At 61.1% G+C, this 18717-nt stretch carries 17 protein-coding genes; 7 read left to right on the top strand and 10 right to left on the bottom strand.

Annotated elements, in window-relative coordinates; translation table 11 throughout:
• The first annotated feature begins 8 nt into the window (after positions 1-8).
• From BMY52_RS01930 to BMY52_RS01915, 4 genes are read left to right on the top strand one after another with little or no spacing between them, the layout of a single operon-like run.
• Positions 9-527, top strand: coding sequence for a YfiR family protein (locus BMY52_RS01930; RefSeq protein WP_177169803.1), 519 nt, complete (start codon positions 9-11; stop codon positions 525-527).
• Positions 524-2884, top strand: coding sequence for an ATP-binding protein (locus BMY52_RS01925; RefSeq protein ID WP_090250130.1), 2361 nt, complete (start codon positions 524-526; stop codon positions 2882-2884). The genes BMY52_RS01930 and BMY52_RS01925 overlap by 4 nt, the downstream gene beginning before the upstream one ends.
• Positions 2881-4965, top strand: a complete 2085-nt coding sequence (locus tag BMY52_RS01920) for a putative bifunctional diguanylate cyclase/phosphodiesterase (protein WP_090250126.1) — start codon at positions 2881-2883, stop codon at positions 4963-4965. The genes BMY52_RS01925 and BMY52_RS01920 overlap by 4 nt, the downstream gene beginning before the upstream one ends.
• 19 nt (positions 4966-4984) lie before the next feature.
• The gene (locus tag BMY52_RS01915; RefSeq protein ID WP_177169802.1) at positions 4985-7042 is read left to right on the top strand and encodes a TonB-dependent receptor plug domain-containing protein; all 2058 of its coding nucleotides are present in this window, start codon (positions 4985-4987) and stop codon (positions 7040-7042) included.
• A 22-nt stretch (positions 7043-7064) separates the two neighbouring features.
• Here the strand turns inward: BMY52_RS01915 and BMY52_RS01910 are convergent, their stop codons facing one another.
• Both BMY52_RS01910 and rluB read right to left on the bottom strand, forming a co-directional pair.
• The gene (locus tag BMY52_RS01910) at positions 7065-7751 is read right to left on the bottom strand and encodes an endonuclease III domain-containing protein (protein WP_238627157.1); all 687 of its coding nucleotides are present in this window, start codon (positions 7749-7751) and stop codon (positions 7065-7067) included.
• Positions 7748-8542 carry a 23S rRNA pseudouridine(2605) synthase RluB gene (rluB, locus tag BMY52_RS01905; protein ID WP_090250119.1) on the bottom strand — a complete coding sequence of 265 codons (795 nt, stop codon included), beginning with the start codon at positions 8540-8542 and terminating at the stop codon, positions 7748-7750. Before rluB ends, BMY52_RS01910 begins: the two co-directional genes overlap by 4 nt.
• Positions 8543-8683: 141 nt before the next feature.
• On the opposite strand from rluB, the gene moaB reads away from it, so the two are divergent.
• On the top strand, positions 8684-9202 hold the full coding sequence (moaB, locus tag BMY52_RS01900) for a molybdenum cofactor biosynthesis protein B (protein WP_090250538.1): 519 nt from the start codon (positions 8684-8686) through the stop codon (positions 9200-9202).
• Positions 9203-9208: 6 nt separating this feature from the next.
• On the opposite strand, the gene scpB is transcribed toward moaB, so the two are convergent.
• The 5 genes from scpB to BMY52_RS01875 are packed head-to-tail and all read right to left on the bottom strand — an operon-like array spanning position 9209 to position 13180.
• Positions 9209-9748 carry an SMC-Scp complex subunit ScpB gene (gene scpB / locus BMY52_RS01895; protein ID WP_090250117.1) on the bottom strand — a complete coding sequence of 180 codons (540 nt, stop codon included), beginning with the start codon at positions 9746-9748 and terminating at the stop codon, positions 9209-9211.
• Entirely contained in the window at positions 9745-10614 is an 870-nt protein-coding gene (locus BMY52_RS01890) for a segregation and condensation protein A (RefSeq protein ID WP_090250114.1), read from the bottom strand. Before BMY52_RS01890 ends, scpB begins: the two co-directional genes overlap by 4 nt.
• Before the next feature lie 9 nt (positions 10615-10623).
• Positions 10624-11841, bottom strand: coding sequence for a tryptophan--tRNA ligase (locus BMY52_RS01885; protein ID WP_090250111.1), 1218 nt, complete (start codon positions 11839-11841; stop codon positions 10624-10626).
• 38 nt (positions 11842-11879) lie between these two features.
• Positions 11880-12557: a site-2 protease family protein gene (locus BMY52_RS01880; RefSeq protein ID WP_090250107.1), complete on the bottom strand. Its 678-nt coding sequence runs from the start codon at positions 12555-12557 to the stop codon at positions 11880-11882.
• 5 nt (positions 12558-12562) lie between these two features.
• Positions 12563-13180 carry an L-threonylcarbamoyladenylate synthase gene (locus BMY52_RS01875; protein WP_218140380.1) on the bottom strand — a complete coding sequence of 206 codons (618 nt, stop codon included), beginning with the start codon at positions 13178-13180 and terminating at the stop codon, positions 12563-12565.
• A 355-nt stretch (positions 13181-13535) separates the two neighbouring features.
• On the opposite strand from BMY52_RS01875, the gene BMY52_RS01870 reads away from it, so the two are divergent.
• Both BMY52_RS01870 and BMY52_RS01865 read left to right on the top strand, forming a co-directional pair.
• Entirely contained in the window at positions 13536-13835 is a 300-nt protein-coding gene (locus BMY52_RS01870; RefSeq protein ID WP_090250102.1) for a YciI family protein, read from the top strand.
• A 38-nt stretch (positions 13836-13873) separates the two neighbouring features.
• Positions 13874-14716 (top strand): peptidylprolyl isomerase, encoded by an 843-nt coding sequence (locus BMY52_RS01865; RefSeq protein ID WP_090250098.1) that lies wholly within the window; start codon positions 13874-13876, stop codon positions 14714-14716.
• Between the two features lie 161 nt (positions 14717-14877).
• Here the strand turns inward: BMY52_RS01865 and BMY52_RS01860 are convergent, their stop codons facing one another.
• The 3 genes from BMY52_RS01860 to BMY52_RS01850 all read right to left on the bottom strand — a co-directional run bounded on the left by BMY52_RS01860 (position 14878) and on the right by BMY52_RS01850 (position 18619).
• The gene (locus tag BMY52_RS01860; protein ID WP_090250096.1) at positions 14878-16236 is read right to left on the bottom strand and encodes a phosphohexomutase domain-containing protein; all 1359 of its coding nucleotides are present in this window, start codon (positions 16234-16236) and stop codon (positions 14878-14880) included.
• A gap of 33 nt (positions 16237-16269) precedes the next feature.
• On the bottom strand, positions 16270-17277 hold the full coding sequence (locus BMY52_RS01855; RefSeq protein ID WP_090250093.1) for an NAD-dependent epimerase: 1008 nt from the start codon (positions 17275-17277) through the stop codon (positions 16270-16272).
• Between the two features lie 61 nt (positions 17278-17338).
• Complete coding sequence (locus BMY52_RS01850; RefSeq protein WP_090250090.1) at positions 17339-18619, bottom strand: nucleotide sugar dehydrogenase; 1281 nt, start codon at positions 18617-18619, stop codon at positions 17339-17341.
• Positions 18620-18717 lie beyond the last annotated feature (98 nt).

Here is an 18717-nt window from a genome sequence, read left to right as displayed (position 1 = left end):
TGCCGCGGATGAGAAGCATTGCCCAGTCATTCCTGATTTACCTGCTCCTGTCCTTCCCTGCTCATGTGGCCGCTGGCACGCCTTCCGAGTATCAGCTCAAGGCTGCCTTTCTTTATAACTTTGCGCTATTCACCGAATGGCCTGAAGCAGTCGGCGATACGCTGGATCTGTGTATCTACGGTAGCGACCCGTTCGGCGACGCCCTCCTCCCGCTCAATCACCGACGGGTGGGCCCTCGTCGGATCATCACCCAGTTACCCACCACGCTGGCCGAGCTGCCAGACTGCGAACTGGTATTCATCGCACGCTCCGCCATGGGCCAACTGCCGGAGATCCTCGGGGCGGTGCATGGCTTACCGATATTGACGGTAGCTGACTCACCCGGCGCCATGCGCCGGGGGGTGGCGATCAACATGATCACGCAGCACAACCGTATCGCCTTTGAAGCCAATCTGACAGCCGCCCGCGCACACAGCCTGAACCTCAGTTCAAGATTGCTTCGCCTGGCAGAAGAGGTGGAGAAATGAACATCACCTTGCCCGACAAGGATCCGCCTCTCTCCCTGGCAGACCGGTTACGTCGCATCAATGGCGCGGCACTGGTGATCTCGGTCATCATCATGGCGGTCATCACCATTCTCGGAGGGTTGACCGTCAGCCTGTTCAGCATGGTGGATGCCAACCGGGTCAAGACTAAGGTTCTGGCCGAAAACGCCGCGGCGACCATGCTGTTCGATGACAGGAAGGCTGGCCTGGATTTGCTGGCTTCACTGCGTCATTCACCCGATGTTCAAGCGGCGGTCATCTACGACCGCGAGGGCCAGCCGTTTGCCCGTTATGAATCCGCCTCCGGTCTTCAGACCCACGATATGGAGCAGCTTCAGGAAGAGACGCTCTATGGGCTGACCGCTGTCAGGCTGACCCAACCCATCACCTTGCAAGATGACACGCTGGGGGCGATTCAGACCGTCATCGGCCTGAGATCGCTCTATGTGCAAATGTGTCTGCTCATCCTCATCACAGCGGCGGCCGCCGTCCTGGCGCTGCTCACCAGCCGGATTCTGATGGCGCGTCTGGTTACCCGCGTGCTTCAACCGGTCTCTGCCCTGACCGCATTGATGAAGCGTGTCACGCAGGCAGGGGACCTTGGCGTGCGCGCCAGCAATAGCGACATCCTTGAAATCAGAACCCTCGCAGAGGGCTTCAACAGCATGCTGGAGGAAATTCAGGAGAGGGATCGACGCCTCGGCCTGCAAAACGAGCGCCTGGAGGAAGAGGTGGCAACGCGGACCGCTGAGTTGAAGCACGCCAAAGAGGCTGCCGAGGCCGCCAGCCAAGCCAAAAGCGAGTTTCTGGCCAACATGAGCCATGAGATCAGAACCCCGATGAATGGGGTGCTGGGCATGACCGAAATGCTGCTGAAAAGTCCATTGGATTCCAGACAACGTCATTATGCGGATACTGCCGTTCAGGCCAGTCGACACCTGCTATCCATCATTGACGCCATTCTGGACTTCTCCAAAGCGGATTCGGGCCATATGCACCTGGAGTCGTTGGACTTTGAGTTGGTGACATTGATCCAGGACTGCGTCCAGCTATTCCAGGAAGCGGCCGCCCAAAAGGGCTTGAGCCTATCCACGGAATGTGCCCCCGCGGATCAAGCCTTCTGGTGTCGGGGGGACCCCCTCAGGCTACGACAGGTTTTGACCAATCTGCTGAGCAATGCCGTCAAGTTCACCCATCAAGGCAGCATTCGCGTGTATATCGAGGTCACGGCAACAGCCGATCGGGAGAACTTGATCCATCTCAGGGTCGAGGATACCGGCATCGGGATCGCGCCCGAGGCCAGGGATGTCATATTCGAGCGCTTCGCGCAGGCAGACGGATCAACGACCCGGCGCTATGGCGGGACCGGTCTGGGGCTGGCCATCTGCAGGCGTCTCGTGGAGCTGATGGGCGGGATCATCCAGATGCACAGCACACCCGGGCAAGGCTCGAGCTTGCGTGTGGAACTCAGGTTGCCTCAGGGCGTTTGCCCCGAGCATACTGAAACCACGCGTAGGGAACCCCAACTGCCACAGAATATCCCTGAGACCTGGATTCTGGATGGCAGTGTCCTGTTGGTTGAGGATAACCCTGTCAATCAACTGGTTGCCCGGGCCATGCTGGAGCAAATGGGGCTCCGGGTGAGCATGGCCAATCATGGTAAGGAGGCCTTGTCAATGCTCGAGGAAAACCCGGTGGATTTGATCCTGATGGATTGTCGTATGCCGGTCATGGACGGCCATCAGACGACGATGGCGATCCGCGAAGGATGGGTGCCAGACTGCCGCAAGACCCCCATCATTGCGCTGACCGCCAACGCATCCTCACAGGATCAGGAGCAATGCCTGAAAGTCGGCATGCAGGCTTGTCTGCCCAAGCCTTACACCCTTGAACAACTGCACACCCTGCTGCGCCAATGGCTTCCTGCCGCCGCCTCATCAGCCACCCCTGCCCGGCCATCCTCGACGCACGCACTCCAATCGGATGACCCATCGATGCTGCATCCGCAGGCGCTCCATGAGTTACAAAACCTGAGCCCTGATCAGGGCCTTATGACAAGGGTATTCCAGGCCTTTCTGGACAGTGCCCACCCACTGGTCCAAAAGATTGATGAGGCTTTGACAGCAGGTGATCCCGAAGCCTTGCGCAACGCCAGTCATGCCCTGAAGTCCAGCTCAGGCAACGTTGGCGCCAGGCGTCTGTCCGAGACCTGCCGGCAACTGGAAGCCTGTGCCCGGGAGAACCGCCTGTGTGACACCGACACCCTGTCGAAGGAATTCCGGCATATTTCACGTGCAACCCTCGATGAAATCCGCAAACGGATCAAGGCAGGCGTATGAACGAACGCGTCAGGATTCTGCTGGCTGACGATGACGTGACTGCACTCATGCTGATGACTGCAGCTCTGGAGGCGGCGGACTTCACGGCGATCAATGCTCAGGATGGCGAACGCACACTGGCATTATTTGCTCAGACACCTTGCGAGATGGTGCTGCTGGATGTGGACATGCCCGGCATGGATGGCTTTGAGACCTGCAAACGCCTGCGCCACCTGGCCGGCGATGAACTCCCCATCGTCATGGTCACTGGCCTGGACGATACGGAGTCCATTGCCCGAGCCTTCGAGGCCGGCGCCACTGATTTCATCTCCAAACCCATCCATTGGAATCTCATCGGACACCGAATCAAGTACCTTTGGCGTGCGCACCTCACGCGTCTGGATCTGCACCGTGCCAATGCGCGTAATGCTGCCATTTTGAGTGCGCTGCCGGATACGCTGCTCCGGCTTGCTGATGATGGGACCGTGCTGGATCGGCTGGCAGGACACAACGACCAGGCCCATCCCGGGACCGGATCCCGGCTGCAAGACACACTGCCCGAGGCAATTTCACAGGCCTACATGGATGCCATCACAGAGGCCCGTTCGGCCGGCCAGATCCAGGACATTGAATACTCTCTGCAGCAGGTGGATGGGCCCGTTCGCTATTTTGAAACCCGTCTTGTCATCATCGACCGCCAGGAAACACTCTGCCTCATTCGGGACATCACTCAGCGCAAGGAAGCCGACCAGGAAATACACCGACTGGCCTATTACGACACACTGACAGGGTTGGCCAATCGGCAACATCTCATGGATCGTTTGGAGGGCGAAATCCGCCGGGCCAGAAGCAGTTGCACTCAACTGGGCGTGCTGTTCCTGGACCTGGATGGCTTCAAGCAGATTAATGACACGCTCGGCCATGCCATCGGTGATGTACTGTTACAGCATGCCTCACAACGTCTGCGGCTGGGTGTCCGCCCTACAGACACGGTCTCCCGTCCGATGATTCAGCATCCGGGGATCAGCCTGGCCCGTCTTGGTGGAGATGAATTCACCGTCATCATTCCGGACATGAACCATCCCGAAGATGCCCTGATCGCGGCCCAGCGGATACAGGAACTCATGCGGCAGCCGTTCTTCATCGCAGAACGGGAGATGGTCATCACCGCCAGCATCGGCATCGCCATATTTCCGGATGATGGGGAAGATGCCGACACGCTGCTCAAGCACGCGGACACCGCCATGTACCACGCCAAGTACCTGGGGCGTAACAACACGCAGTTTTATAGTCCCGCCCTCACTCAGGAGGCCATGCGGCGCCTGAACATGGAGAGCAACCTGCGCCGTGCCCTGGACTCGCAAGAGTTCTTCCTCGTCTACCAACCCCAGGTGGACCTGCAAACCGGACATATCCGCTCCGTCGAAGCCCTCATCCGCTGGGTGCACCCCCAACATGGGCTGATACCCCCAGCAGAATTCATCCCCCTGGCTGAAGACAATGGGCTGATTATTTCCATCGGCGATTGGGTATTACGCACCGCCTGCCGGGATGCCGCCCGCTGGCACGCCGCGGGTTTCTCCCTGGAAATGGCGGTGAACCTCTCCCCGGTACAATTCAGAAACGGCACCTTGACGCGAAAAGTCCGAGACATCCTTGAGGAAACAGGTCTGGACGCGCGATTCCTTGAACTCGAGATCACGGAAACCACGCTCATGGACGAGAGTGCCACCACACTGCAAACCCTGTGTGAACTGCAGGAACTGGGAGTAAAGTTCTCCCTCGATGATTTCGGCACCGGCTACTCATCCATGAGCTACCTGAGGCGGTTGCCTCTGCACAACCTCAAAGTGGACCGCAGCTTTGTCAGTGGACTGCCCCATGATGCCGGAAGCCTGGCGATCATCAGGGCCATTGTTTCCCTGAGTGAGAGCATGGGCTTCACGGTGACTGCGGAGGGAGTGGAAAATCTGGAACAGGTAAAGATCTTGATACAACAATCCTGCCATACTCTCCAGGGTTATTACTTCAGTAAACCGGTGCCATCAGACCAGCTCCCAGCCCTGCTGGGCCAGAACTGGGATTTTGATCGGCTTCCATGACACCATGAGCGCGCATAGCATGGACAGGTTCGCCACTGACAGACGCATCCCCGTCATTTCCTGTCTTTTGATCATCCTTGGCGGCGCTGCTCCGTCCGTGCAGGCTTCGGACATTGAACGTTTTCTCGAACTCTCTTTGGAGGATCTTCTCCAGCAGGAGGTGGTCTCCGCCAGCCGACGGGCACAAGCCCTGTCCGACGTTGCCGCTGCCGTGCATGTCATTACAGCCGAGGACATACGGCGTTCAGGCGCCCGGTCGCTGCCGGAAGCCCTGCGCCTGGCTCCGGGGGTGGATGTTGCCCGGATCAGCGCAGATCGCTGGGCCGTATCCATTCGCAGCCACACAGAATATCTCTCCAACAAACTCATGGTGCTGGTGGATGGACGCAGTGCCTACAGCCCCAACTTTTCCGGTGTGGTCTGGAACACACTGCAACTCCCCCTGGAGAACATCGAGCGTATCGAAGTGATCCGGGGTCCGGGCGGAGCCGTCTGGGGGGTGAACGCGGTCAATGGCGTCATCAACATCATTACCCGCTCATCCCACACCACCCATGGCACGCAGGTCAGCGCCGGTTATGGTGACAATGCCGGCCCGTCCGCCCTGGTCAGGCAGGGTGGCGCCTGGGGAGAAGACCGCAGCTACAGCGTTTATCTGCAAAACCGTGGCTACCATGAATCCTTGCAAGAATCCGGGGATGATCACCATGATCAAGCCAGTCACCTGTCGGCCGGGTTTCGTCTGGATGGAGACGAAACGGTGGGCCGTTGGATGGTGAGCGGCAATCTCTATCGAACAGAATCGGATGGGATCGGGGTTCCCAGAGACCCCCTCCAGCCCCCTGTATACCGGCGGGTGGAATACATCACTGACCGTTTTTCCGGTCTTGATCTGCAAACCAGCGTCACCCGGCAGACTTCGGAGCATTCAGAGATCAAACTCAATGCCTCCTGGAGTTATTCCGACCTGGAAGCCGCGATGTTGGCGGATCAACAGCAGCATATCGTCGACCTGGAACTTCAGCAGCGTGTCAATTTTCCGGATCAGCACACACTCACCTGGGGTGCCGGATATCGCTGGTATCAGGATACCCTTTCCGAGGGGCTTACCACGCGCATTGAACAGTCTAGAGAAACCCTGCATCTTGCCAGCCTGTTTGCCCAGGATGAGAGGGAATTGGGCGACGAGGTCAGACTGTCACTGGGCGGACGCCTGGATCACAACGGTTATACCGGTACGGAAATCCAGTCAACCCTCCGCGTGCTGTGGAACATGAGCCCCCAGCACAGCGTATGGAACTCGCTATCCCGCGCCAAACGCATTCCTTCCCGGGGGGAACGTACAGCAGATTACATTCTGACGGTGGCGCCGCCGGGATTGATCTCATTTAACCCACCGCTGGATGCATCCATCGCGACTTTGCCGATACAGGGTGAAGTGCGTGGTAACGAGGGGTATGGATCGGAACGACTGACAGCCTTCGAAGCAGGCTATCGCGGTCAGCCATCATCTGGAGTCTATCTGGATGTGACCGCCTTTGTGCATCGCTACGAGGATCTCAGAACAGCCACGGTCATCACGGATCCCGACAACCTTTTGATCAGTGAAGATAATCAATACCTGATTGCGCCCACTGAGTTCGTCAATACCGGTGAACTGACCGTGACGGGAGTGGAGCTTTCCGGCGACTGGAGGCCCAGTGACAGGCTGCGTTTCCAACTCGCCCACAGTGTGAATGACACCGGTCAATTCACAGGAGGTGATCGCCTTTTCTCCAGCTTCATTCCCAGACACACCACATCGTTGCGCAGCTCATGGAACCTCAGTCACCACACGGATCTGGACATGTGGATCAAGCATGTGGGCGAGCGTGACCGACCCTTTCTGCCCCCGCTGGATGCGTATACCACGATGGATCTGAGGCTGGCCTGGCGACCGGATACCGGCATAGAGCTGGCTCTGGTGGCGCAGAACCTGCTGGATTCGGAGCGGACCGAGTATTTTTCGGTAGCCCCCACATTCCAGCCGGCTCAGACTCGCCGGGGCCTATATGGACAGGTCAGCATCAGCTTCTAACCCGACTCGATACCCTCGGGCCTCAGGAGGAACGCCTTGGCTTGGGGGGAAAGCGATTGAGCCCCTGCCCCGTCGGACATTCCTCCAGCAGCACGCAGGCATTGCAGCGGGGGCGGGGGCGGCAGACTTCCTTGCCATGGATCACAATCACCGCATGCAACTCATTGAGCATCGGCACATCCTCGCCGATCAGCGCCTCCACCGAGGCCCTCAGGCTCTCGTAAGGCTCATCGCCCTGCACCATTCCCAGCCGCGAAAACAGCCGTCGGGTATAGGCATCCACCACGAAAACCGGGCGCTCGAAGGCATACAACAGGATATCGTCGGCGGTCTCTGGGCCCACCCCGTTCACTGACAGCAATCGGGCACGCAACACCCGGGTATCCCAGCCACTCAAGATCTCCTGGCCGCCCTGGTCCAGATACCACTGACAGAAAGACTGCAATCGGCGCGCCTTCACATTGAAATAGCCAGAAGGGCGGATCAACGCCCCAAGATCCTCGGGTGACAACGCCAGGATCCGCTCCGGGGCCAGCGCATTGGCCTGCTTGAGGTGGGTGATCGCCTGCTCCACGTTACTCCAGGCGGTGTTCTGGGTGAGGATGGCCCCCACCATCACCTCGAACCCGCTCTCCCCGGGCCACCAGTTCAGGGGACCGTGGTGCTCGGAGAGACGATCGAAAACCTGTTTCAGTCGCTGTGCATTCACTGCCGTGGGAGACGCCGGGTGCCAGGTGGACGCATGATACGCGTGGGTGTGCGGGGACGCGTCCATTTGAGATCCAGCGCTGAATACAAGCGCTTCATCTCGTCGGGCGCCAGTTCCCGCCAGCGCCCTGAACGCAGCCCCTGATCCAGTTCCACAGGCCCGTAGCGCACCCGGATCAGGCGACTCACCGTCACCCCCTGGGATTCCCACAAGCGACGCACCTCCCGGTTGCGACCCTCACGCAGGGTCACGTGGTACCAGTGATTAGCGCCGGAACCGCCGGCCTCGCGGATTTCGTCAAAACGCGCTTCGCCATCCTCAAGGGCAACCCCTTCCTGAAGGCGCTGGATGACTGCTGGATCCACCTCACCCAACACCCGCACGGCATATTCCCGTTCCATCTGACGGGAGGGGTGCATCATGCGGTTGGCCAGTTCACCATCGGTGGTGAACAACAGCAGACCCGAGGTATTGATATCCAGTCGGCCCACGCTGATCCAGCGGCCCTTGCGCAAGCGGGGCAGATGATCAAAGACGGTGACCCGCCCCTCCGGGTCGGAGCGGGTACTCACTTCTCCCTCGGGCTTGTGATAGGCCAGCACCCGCAGATCCGGTGTCTCCACGGTGACCGGCCGTCCCTGGATGGCGATCTCGTCGTCGGGACCGGCCTGATCTCCCACCTTGGCCACCTTGCCATTCACGGTGATCCAGCCCTGGGCAATCCAGCGCTCCACCTCGCGGCGCGAGCCCAGACCCGCCTGGGCGAGAAGTTTGTGGAGGCGTTCGGTCATGAAAGGTTCCGTGTATAGACAGTACGTGGATAAAAAGTGGGTCAGGTAGACGGTGGCACTGGCCCCCGTGGGATGAGTAGTATGAGGCAACCCGAAGGTCTTTTCGAGACCGGTCATCCCTCAACCCGCCAAGGTGGCCCCATGCCTGATTCCCCTGAGTTCATCCCCCTGAACATCGCCGTACTCACAGTGTCCGACTCCCGCACCCTCAAGGAGGACACCTCGGGGCAGGCCCTGGTGGATGGCCTCACCGCAGCGGGCCACCAGGGCGTGGACCGGCAATTGGTGGCCGATGACATTTACCGCATCCGGGCGGTGGTTTCCACCTGGATCGCGGACCCCCGGGTGAATGTCATCCTGACCACTGGCGGGACGGGGGTCACCGGACGGGACGGCACCCCCGAGGCCATCCTGCCGCTGCTGGACAAACAGATCGAGGGTTTCGGGGAGCTGTTCCGGGCCATCTCCTACGAGGAGATTCAGACCTCGGCCTTGCAGTCCCGGGCCGTGGCCGGCGTGGCCAATGGAACCTATCTGTTCTGCCTGCCAGGCTCGTCCGGCGCCTGCCGCACGGCCTGGGAAAAACTCATCCAGGCGCAGTTGGATCGGCGCACCCGACCGTGCAATCTGGCCATGTTGATGCCCAGGCTTCGGGAGTGAATCGGGTTACGGGGTGGGCCGCTCCTTCAACTCCGCCAATGTAGGCAGTTCATCCAGCGACCTGAGATTGAAATAGTCCAGGAACCCCCGTGTGGTTCCGAACAGCGCCGGTCGCCCGGGTAGCTCCTTATGCCCCACCACCCGAATCCAGTCCCGCTCGGTGAGCGTGCGGATGATGTGGGAACTCACCGCGACCCCACGCACTTCCTCGATCTCGGCCCGGGTGATGGGCTGTCGATAAGCGATCAGCGCCAGGGTTTCCAGCAAGGCACGGCTGTAACGGGGAGGCTTCTCCTCCCACAGCCGAGACACCCAAGGGGCCAGTTCCTCATCCACCTGGAAACGGTAACCGCTAGCCACTTCCTTGAGGTGATACCCGCGATCCTCGCAAGACTCGGCAATGATCCTGAGGGCTTCGCGAATGTCCGTCCGCTCAGGCCGGGCCGCATCCGCCTCGAATAACCGCTCCAGATCTTCAATGGACAGAGGACGCTGCGCTGCCATCAGGGCGCCTTCCAGGATGCGTTTCAGCCGGTCGGGTGTCATGGGTTCGTTGGCTCCATGTCAACGTGATCATCCCAACCCTGGCGGGGTCCCGCCGGGCGCAGATAGATGGGGGCATAGACCTCCGCCTGCACCCACTCCACCAGATGCCCCTTGATCAACTCCAGGATGGCTAGAAAGGTCACCACCACCCCCCGACGTCCCTCCTCCACCGTGAACAGGGAGACAAACTCCACATGCCCCCGCTCGCCCAGGGAGGCCAGCACCCGACTCATGCGCTCGCGCACCGACAGCGGCTCGCGCTGGACCTGATGATGGCTGAACATGTCGGCCCGGCCCAGCACCTCCCGAAAGGCCTGCAGCAACTCATCCAGGCCGACATCCGGCAGAGGTTTCTCATGATGCATGGGCGGTGGCTCGATCGCCGCCATGAAAACATCCCGCTCCAGGCGTGCCAGATCATCCAGATTCGCGGCCGCCTGCTTGAAACGCTCATATTCCTGCAAACGACGCACCAGGGCAGCGCGGGGATCCTCCTCGTCTTCCACCTCGGCGGCGCGGGGCAGCAGCATGCGGGATTTGATTTCCGCCAGCACCGCCGCCATCACCAGATACTCCGCCGCCAGTTCCAGGCGCAGCTCCCGCATGAGTTCAATGTACTTCATGTATTGCCGGGTGATCTCAGCGATGGGGATGTCCAGCACATCCAGGTTCTGGCGCCGGATCAGGTACAACAGGAGATCCAGCGGGCCCTCGAAGGTTTCCAGGAAGACCTCGAGGGCGTCCGGCGGGATATACAGATCCTTGGGCGTGAGGGTCAGCGGCTCCCCGCGAACCCGGGCCGTGACCGCCTCATCCTCGCCCACGCCCTCGGGCACGGACGGCAGGACGGACGGCTCATCACTCATCGGTGAGATTCATCGGTAGGCCAGCCCCATGGCCCGTCGGACCTCTTCCAGGGTATCGCGGGCGATGTCTCGGGCGGCTTCACACCCTTCCGCCACCACGGAGCGCACCAGGTTGGGATCGGACTCATAATCCTTGGCACGGGCCTGCATGGGGCCCAGTTCAGCCAGCACCCCATCCACCACCGGTTGCTTGCACTCCAGGCAACCGATGCCGGCACTGCGGCAACCTTCCTGCACCCAGCTGTGCACATCCTCCGTGGTGTACACCTGATGCAATTGCCACACGGGGCATTTGTCCGGATCCCCCGGATCGCTGCGGCGCACCCGGGCCGGGTCAGTGGGCATGGTGCGGACCTTCTTCTCCACATCCGCCGGCTCGTCGCGCAGGGAAATGGTGTTGCCATAGGACTTGGACATCTTCTGCCCGTCCAGCCCCGGCATCCTGGAGGCCTTGGTCAGCAACGCCTGAGGTTCGGGCAGAATGATGCGACCACCGCCTTCCAGGTAACCGAACAGGCGTTCACGATCACCCAGGGAAATGTTCTGCTGCGTCTCCAACAGGGCGCGGGCTACATCCAACGCCTCGTCTTCGCCCTTTTCCTGGTAACGACGACGCAGGTCCCGGTACATGCGGGCGTTTTTCTTGCCCATCTTGTCCACCGCGGCCTCGGCCTTATCCTCGAAGCCCGGCTCGCAGCCGTACAGGTGATTGAAACGCCGAGCCACCTCCCGGGTGACCTCCAGATGGGAAACCTGGTCCTCCCCCACCGGCACCAGCCCTGACTTGTAAATGAGTACGTCGGCGCTTTGCAGCAAGGGGTAACCCAGGAAACCATAGGTGGCCAGATCCAACTCCTTGAGCTTTTCCTGCTGATCCTTGTAGGTGGGCACCCGCTCCAGCCAGCCCAAGGGGGTGATCATGGAGAGCAACAGGTGCAGTTCCGCATGCTCCGGCACGCGGGACTGGATGAAGATCCGCGAGGACCCTGGGCTGACGCCCGCCGCAAGCCAGTCCACCACCATCTCCCACACGCTCTCGCCGAGAACGCGCGGATCTTCGTAATGGGTGGTCAGGGCATGCCAGTCGGCCACGAAATACAGGCACTCATAGGAATGCTGCAGTTCAACCCAATTTTTGAGCACGCCGTGATAGTGGCCCAGGTGCAGTCGGCCCGTGGGACGCATGCCCGACAGGACGCGCTGATTTTGTGTCGGCAGGGAACTCAAGTGGACTCCTCACACATGCAGTTGAAAAAACGGATCGGTTATCGCCAGGATGGCAGGGCAAACACGGTCTGGAGCAGGTCCACGAAAAAACCGTAAACCGGGAACAGAATCGCCCCCAGGATGCCCGTGAACAGCAGAATCAGGATGATCACCAGCCCATAGGGCTCCAGGCGCTCATAGCGGGCCGCCACACGGGACGGCAGAAAACCGGCCACCACGCGCCCCCCATCCAGCGGCGGCAAGGGCAGCATATTCAGCACCATGAGCAGGATATTGATGGTGACCCCAGCGATGCCCATATAAAACAACGGGATAGCCACCCAGTCCACCCCCCCCTGAAGGAGTATGGAAAGCTTGATCATCAGCGCCCAGAAAATGGCCATGAGCAGGTTGGCGGTGGGCCCTGCCACCGCCACGATGGCCATGTCGCGCTGCGGATTTCCCAGATTATTGATGTTGACCGGCACAGGCTTGGCCCAGCCGAAGACAAACGGCGGCGCCGGGGTCAGTGCGGTGAGCAACAGCAGACCGATGGGCACCAGCACCGTCCCCACCGGATCGACGTGCTTCAAGGGGTTGGCCGTGAGCCGGCCCAGCATCTTGGCCGTGGGGTCGCCCAGTTGCTTGGCCACCAGGCCATGGGAAGCCTCGTGCAGGGTGATGGCAAAGAGCACGGGCAGGGCCCAGATGGCGATGATCTGCAAGATGTCTTCCATGGCCCCTATTCCTCAAGGCCCGGAGGCACTTCACCCCGACCACGCCGCATGAGTCGGGGCACATCCCCCTCCAGATCGATCACCGTGGTGGGTTCCAGGCTGCAGGCGCCGCCGTCAATTACCAGGTCCACCAGCGGCATCATGCGTTCGCGAATCTCGAAGGTATCGGACAGGGGATGCTCGTCCCCCGGCAGTTCCAGGGTGCTGCTCATCAGGGGCTGCCCCACCGCCTCCAGCAATGCCTGGGAGATGGGGTGGTCGGGGATGCGCAGCCCCACCGTCTTGCGCTTGGGATGCTGCAGGCGCCGCGGCACCTCGTGGGTGGCTTTGAGCAGGAAGGCATAGGGGCCGGGCGTGAGCCCCTTGAGCAGCCGATAGGCGCTATTGTCCACCTTGGCATAGATGGAAATCTCCGAGAGATCCCGACACACCAGGGTGAGATGATACTGCTCATCCAGTTGGCGAATGCGGCGGATGCGTTCCATCCCGGCCTTGTTGCCCATGGCACAGCCCAGGGCATAACAGGAATCGGTGGGGTAGACGATGACGCCCCCCTCCAGCACCACGTCCGCCGCCTGCCTGATCAGGCGCGGCTGGGGGTCCAACGGATGGATCTCGATCACGCGACTCATGCTGTATCCCTGAGCAGTCGAAAATGTAATCGGCAAGTTTATCAGACGCAGCGGTCATCGCCCGAATGGATTCACCTGGCTTGAGGCTCATCATACCCCGCCGATCCGATCCTGCACCTTGGCAGAGAATGGCGGTGGCTTCGGATACCTCCTTTCGCGGGCAGGCCCGCTCCCACGGAAGATACTAACAAAGTGAGGGGAGCACCGAATTTGGTTATGCCCCCGTGGGAGCGGCCCTTGGCCGCGAATGATGGACGGGCTTTGCTGGCGTGGCGGGTGCTGTATTCCGTGGGCCGGGTGGGTTACCCTTCCCGACGTTTATCCATCGCCCTCCAGGAGGTGCTTGATGCTCTACGCCATCATCAGTCAGGACGTGGAAGACAGTCTGGAAAAACGCCGCTCGGCCCGCCCCGCTCACCTGGAGCGCCTGCAGGCCCTGCAGGATGCTGGCCGCCTGGTCCTGGCCGGCCCCTATCCGGCCATCGACAGTGCCGATCCGGGTCCCGCCGGCTTCACCGGCAGTCTGGTGGTCGCCGAGTTCGACTCCCTCGACGCGGCCCAGGCCTGGGCCGACACCGATCCCTACGTCGCCGCGGGCGTGTATGCCCAGGTGAACGTCAAGCCCTTCAAGAAGGTCTTTCCCTGAAGGCCACTTCCATCGCTTTTCGAGGACACCCCGCTTCCATGATCCAATTCAAGTCTCTCCCGCTGCTGGCTGCCGTTGCCGTTTCACTGGCGGCCTGTTCCCAGGACGCACAGACCGATCAACCGGCTGACCCGGTTGACCCCGCCAACGCCATGGCCGTGGTCAACGAGGTTCCCATCACCGAACAGGATCTCACCGAGTTTCTCCAACTACGGCAAATGTCCGGACATCAGCAGGGGGACCCTCAGTCCCCCGAGGCTGCCCTGGACGAGATGGTGAACATGGAACTCCTGCGCCAGGAAGCCCTTGAGAAGGGCCTGGATGAGGATCCAGAGGTCCGCCGCCAACTGGAGCGCACCCGCACCAACCTACTGGTAAACACCCTGGTTGAGCGTTATCTGGAGGAACAGGATTTCTCCGAAACGGAATTGCGGGCTGAGTATGACCGTCAGATCGCGGCACTGGATGCCCGTGAATACCGCGCCCGGCATATCCTGGTGGACAGCGAGGAGGAAGCCCGGGTGCTCATCGAGGCCCTGGATCAGGGAGACGCATTCACCGACCTGGCCCGGGAGCATTCCCAGGACACATCGGCCGAGGCCGGTGGCGACCTGGGCTGGTTTCAACTGGACATGATGGTGCCGGAGTTCTCCGAGGCGCTGGCCTCACTGGAGGTCGGTGAGTATTCCCAGACCCCAGTGGAATCCCAGTTCGGTTGGCATGTCATCCTGCATGAGGAAAATCGGGAGATGGAACTGCCCACCTTCGAGTCCACGCGGGACCGCCTGGAACAAATCCTGGCCACGGAAGCCCTGCAGAGCTACGTGGATGAACTGCGGGAGCAGGCGACCATCGAGATTCATGAGGAGCGCTTGCGGTAAGAAAGGGTTTGTGGTGGCAGAAACTCCGCCCGGGCGCTTCTCGAAGCGCCCCTACGAGATGCACCGAGTGCGTTCAACCCGGCGCGTGGAGCGCCGTCGCTTCAGCCCACGGCAGGTATCCGTAGGGGGCGTTCGAGAACGGCCCGGGGCGGCGCCGGCCATCATGCACCAATCAAGCCGCCCAACTCCCGCGTCTTCTCCCGCATCAGCCCGGTATCTCCCCGGGCCTCCACATTCAGGCGGATCACCGGCTCGGTGTTGGATGCCCGCAGGTTGAAGCGCCACTCGGCAAACTCCATGCTCAGGCCATCGGTGTCATCCACGTGTGGGCCCTGGGGGAGATAGAACTGCGTCACCCGCTCCAGCGTGGCGGGCACATCGGCCACCCGATAATTGATCTCGCCGCTGCAGGGATAGGCGCGGATGCGCTCCTCCACCAGGGCGGACAGGCGCTTGCCCGTGAGGCTCATGCGCTCGGCGGTGAGCAGCCAGGGGATCATGCCGCTGTCGCAGTAGCTGAAATCACGGAAGTAGTGGTGAGCGGACATCTCGCCACCGTAGAGGGCGTCTTCGCGGCGCATGCGCTCCTTGATGAAGGCGTGGCCTGTCTTGCTCATCACCGCCACACCGCCGGCGGCCTGCACCATCTGCTGGGTGTTCCAGGTCAGGCGGGGATCATGAACGATGCGCGAACCCGGCTGTTTCTCCAGCATCTGCGCCGCCAGCAGGCCGACGATGTAATAGCCTTCCACGCACTCGCCCCGCTCATCAAAGAGGAAGCAGCGATCAAAATCGCCGTCCCAGGCAATCCCCAGGTCGGCGCCATGGGCCACCACGGCCTCGCCGGTGACGGCGCGGTTCTCTGGCAGCAGCGGGTTGGGGATGCCATTGGGGAAGCGACCATCCGGCACGTGGTGGATGCGGGTCACACGAAACGGCAGTCGCGCCGCCAGGGCATCAAAGGTGGGGCCCGCGGCGCCGTTGCCGGCGTTCACCAGCAGATGCAGCGGGCGCAGATTCGACAGTTCGACAAAACTCAGGACGCGCTCTACATACCCTTCCATCACATCCAGGGTGCGATCCTCGCCCGCCACATCGGCCGCCGGCCCTGAATTCCCTTCCCGAACCCGTTGCTCGATCTCCTTGAGCCCGGTATCTCCACTGATCGGGATGGCCTGCTCGCGCACCAGCTTCATGCCGTTGTAGTCCATGGGGTTATGGCTGGCGGTGACCATGATGCCGCCGCCCATACCTTCAAGGGAGGCGGCATGATAGACCGTCTCTGTGCCGCAAAGGCCCAGGGAACGCGTGTCCACACCCGCGTCATTCAGGCCCCGAATCACCGCCTGAGCCAGCTCAGGACTGCTGAGGCGAATATCCTGCCCCACCGCCACGGCCCCCTTGGGAGCAATCACTCCAGCATAGGCCCGACCGATGCGGTAAGCCAGATCGGGGTTGAGCTCATCGGGGATACGCCCACGGATATCGTAGGCCTTGAAACAGGGCAACGGCGCAGACATGGCGAACCTGACGTCTTGAGTGGGCTTGGGCGTTCAGACCTTGTAAAAATCCCGGTACCAGCGCACGAAGTTCTCGACCCCCTGCTCCACTGGAGTGGCGGGGCGATAACCCACGTCCGCCACCAGGTCTTGCACGTCCGCATAGGTATCCGGCACATCTCCGGGTTGCAGGGGCAGAAGGTTCTTCTCCGCCTTGAGCCCCAGGCAATCCTCCAGCACCTGGATATAGTGAAGCAGTTCCACCGGCTGGTTGTTGCCGATGTTGTACAGGCGATACGGGGCGAAGCTGGTGGCGGAATCCGGCTTGGCGCCGGACCACTCGGGGTTGGGCTCCGCCACCTTGTCGAGGGTGCGCATCACGCCTTCCACGATGTCGTCGATATAGGTGAAATCGCGGCGATGACGGCCATAATTGAAGACATCAATGGGTTTGCCTTCGAGGATGTTGCGGGTAAACATGAACAAGGCCATGTCCGGCCGGCCCCAGGGGCCGTAGACCGTAAAGAACCGCAACCCCGCCGTGGGCAGGCCGTACAGCGAACTGTAGGTATGGGCCATGAGCTCGTTGGCCTTCTTGCTGGCCGCATACAGGCTCATGGGATGGTCCACGTTGTCGTGCACCGTAAAGGGCATGGTGGTGTTGGCCCCATATACGGAACTGGAGGAGGCATACACCAGATGCTCGACACCGTGATGACGGCACCCTTCCAGGATATTGATGAACCCTACCAGGTTGGTTTCCACATAGGCGTGAGGATTCTCCAGTGAATAGCGCACCCCGGCCTGGGCCGCCAGATTGACCACGCGCTGGGGTTTGTGACGCGCGAAGGTCTCCTCCATCAGGGCCCGATCAGCGATATCGGCCCGCACTTCGGTGAACCCGGCGTGGTCCTTGATGCGATCCAGGCGCGCCAGCTTGAGGTTGACGTCGTAGTAGTCGTTGAGGTTGTCGACCCCTATGACCTCATCCCCCCGCTCCAGCAGCCGCATGGCCAGGGCCGAACCGATGAATCCAGCAGTGCCGGTCACGAGAACCTTCATGTCATCTTGCCTTGATTGTCAGTTTGAGCTGTGAGGTCATCAACCACTGTCACTGGAGGGGTTACAGGCTCCAGTAGCGGGTGATCTCCGGGACATCATCGGGATGCAGGGCTGATTTCACATCCAGCAACACACCGCCCCCGGTCAGCCGGGTGCAGAGGGCACCGGCCCCGTCTTCCAGATAGGCGCGATGGGGCACAGCCAGGATCAGGCCATCCAGATCCGTGAAGGCATCCAACTCCGTCAGTTCCAGATCATATTCATGGCGGGCCTCTTCCGGGTCGGCCAGGGGATCATTCACCAGCGGCTCGATCCCGAATTGACGCAGTTCACGGATGATATCCGGCACCCGGGAGTTCCGCAGATCCGGCACGTTCTCCTTGAAAGTGAGCCCCAGCACCCCCACGCGGCCGCGCTTCACCGGGCGATCCTGCTCGATGAGAAGCTTCACCAGGCGCTGGGCGATGTAGGCCCCCATGCCATCATTGATGCGTCTTCCGGCCAGGATCACCTGAGGATAGTAACCGACCGCCTTGGCCTTGGCGGTGAGGTAGTACGGGTCCACACCAATGCAGTGTCCACCCACCAGACCGGGGCTGAAAGGCAGGAAGTTCCACTTGGTGCCCGCTGCCTCCAGCACGTCCTGGGTGCGAATCTCCAGGCGGTCGAAGATCAGTGCCAGTTCGTTCATCAGGGCAATATTCAGATCCCGCTGGGTGTTCTCGATCACTTTGGCGGCCTCGGCCACCTTGATGGTGGGGGCCCGGTGCACACCGGCCTCAACGATGCGTCCGTAGGCTTCGGCCACCCTGTCCAGGGTACGCACATCCTCACCGGAGACCACCTTCACAATACGGGTCAGGGTGTGTTCCTTGTCGCCCGGATTGATGCGCTCCGGCGAATAACCCAGCTTGAAGTCCTCGCCCTGGCGCAAGCCGGACACCCGAGCCAGAATGGGACCGCAGATCTCCTCGGTGACGCCCGGGTAAACGGTGGATTCAAACACCACCACGGCCCCGGGGGTGAGCATCTCCCCCACCGTCTCGCAGGCCTTCATCACGGGTGTGAGGTCCGGCTGGCGGTTGTCGTCGATGGGGGTGGGCACGGTCACCACAAAGAAGGTGCAGCCCTTGAGATCGGCCGGGTCCCGGGTGTACACAAGGTCGTGCTCCGCCAGTTCCTCGGGAGTGACCTCAGCGGTGTAGTCATGCCCCTCCTTGAGGGTTCTGATACGCCGTTCGCTGATATCAAAACCAATGGTGCCGGGATAGTGACGGGCAAACCCCAGGGCCACGGGCAGTCCCACATACCCCAATCCAATCACGCCGATCTTTTCGCTCATGTGAGCATCCTTCCAGGCCGTTTCCTCGAAGCCGGAAAGATACCGCAAATGCCTCGGTCGCGCGACCGTGCAACACGGATCGGCACCCTGCACTTTCA

The sequence above is a fragment of the Ectothiorhodospira marina genome, from assembly GCF_900109495.1.
GTDB classification, from domain to species: Bacteria; Pseudomonadota; Gammaproteobacteria; order Ectothiorhodospirales; family Ectothiorhodospiraceae; genus Ectothiorhodospira; species Ectothiorhodospira marina.
This window is presented reverse-complemented; position numbering and strand designations above follow the sequence as displayed.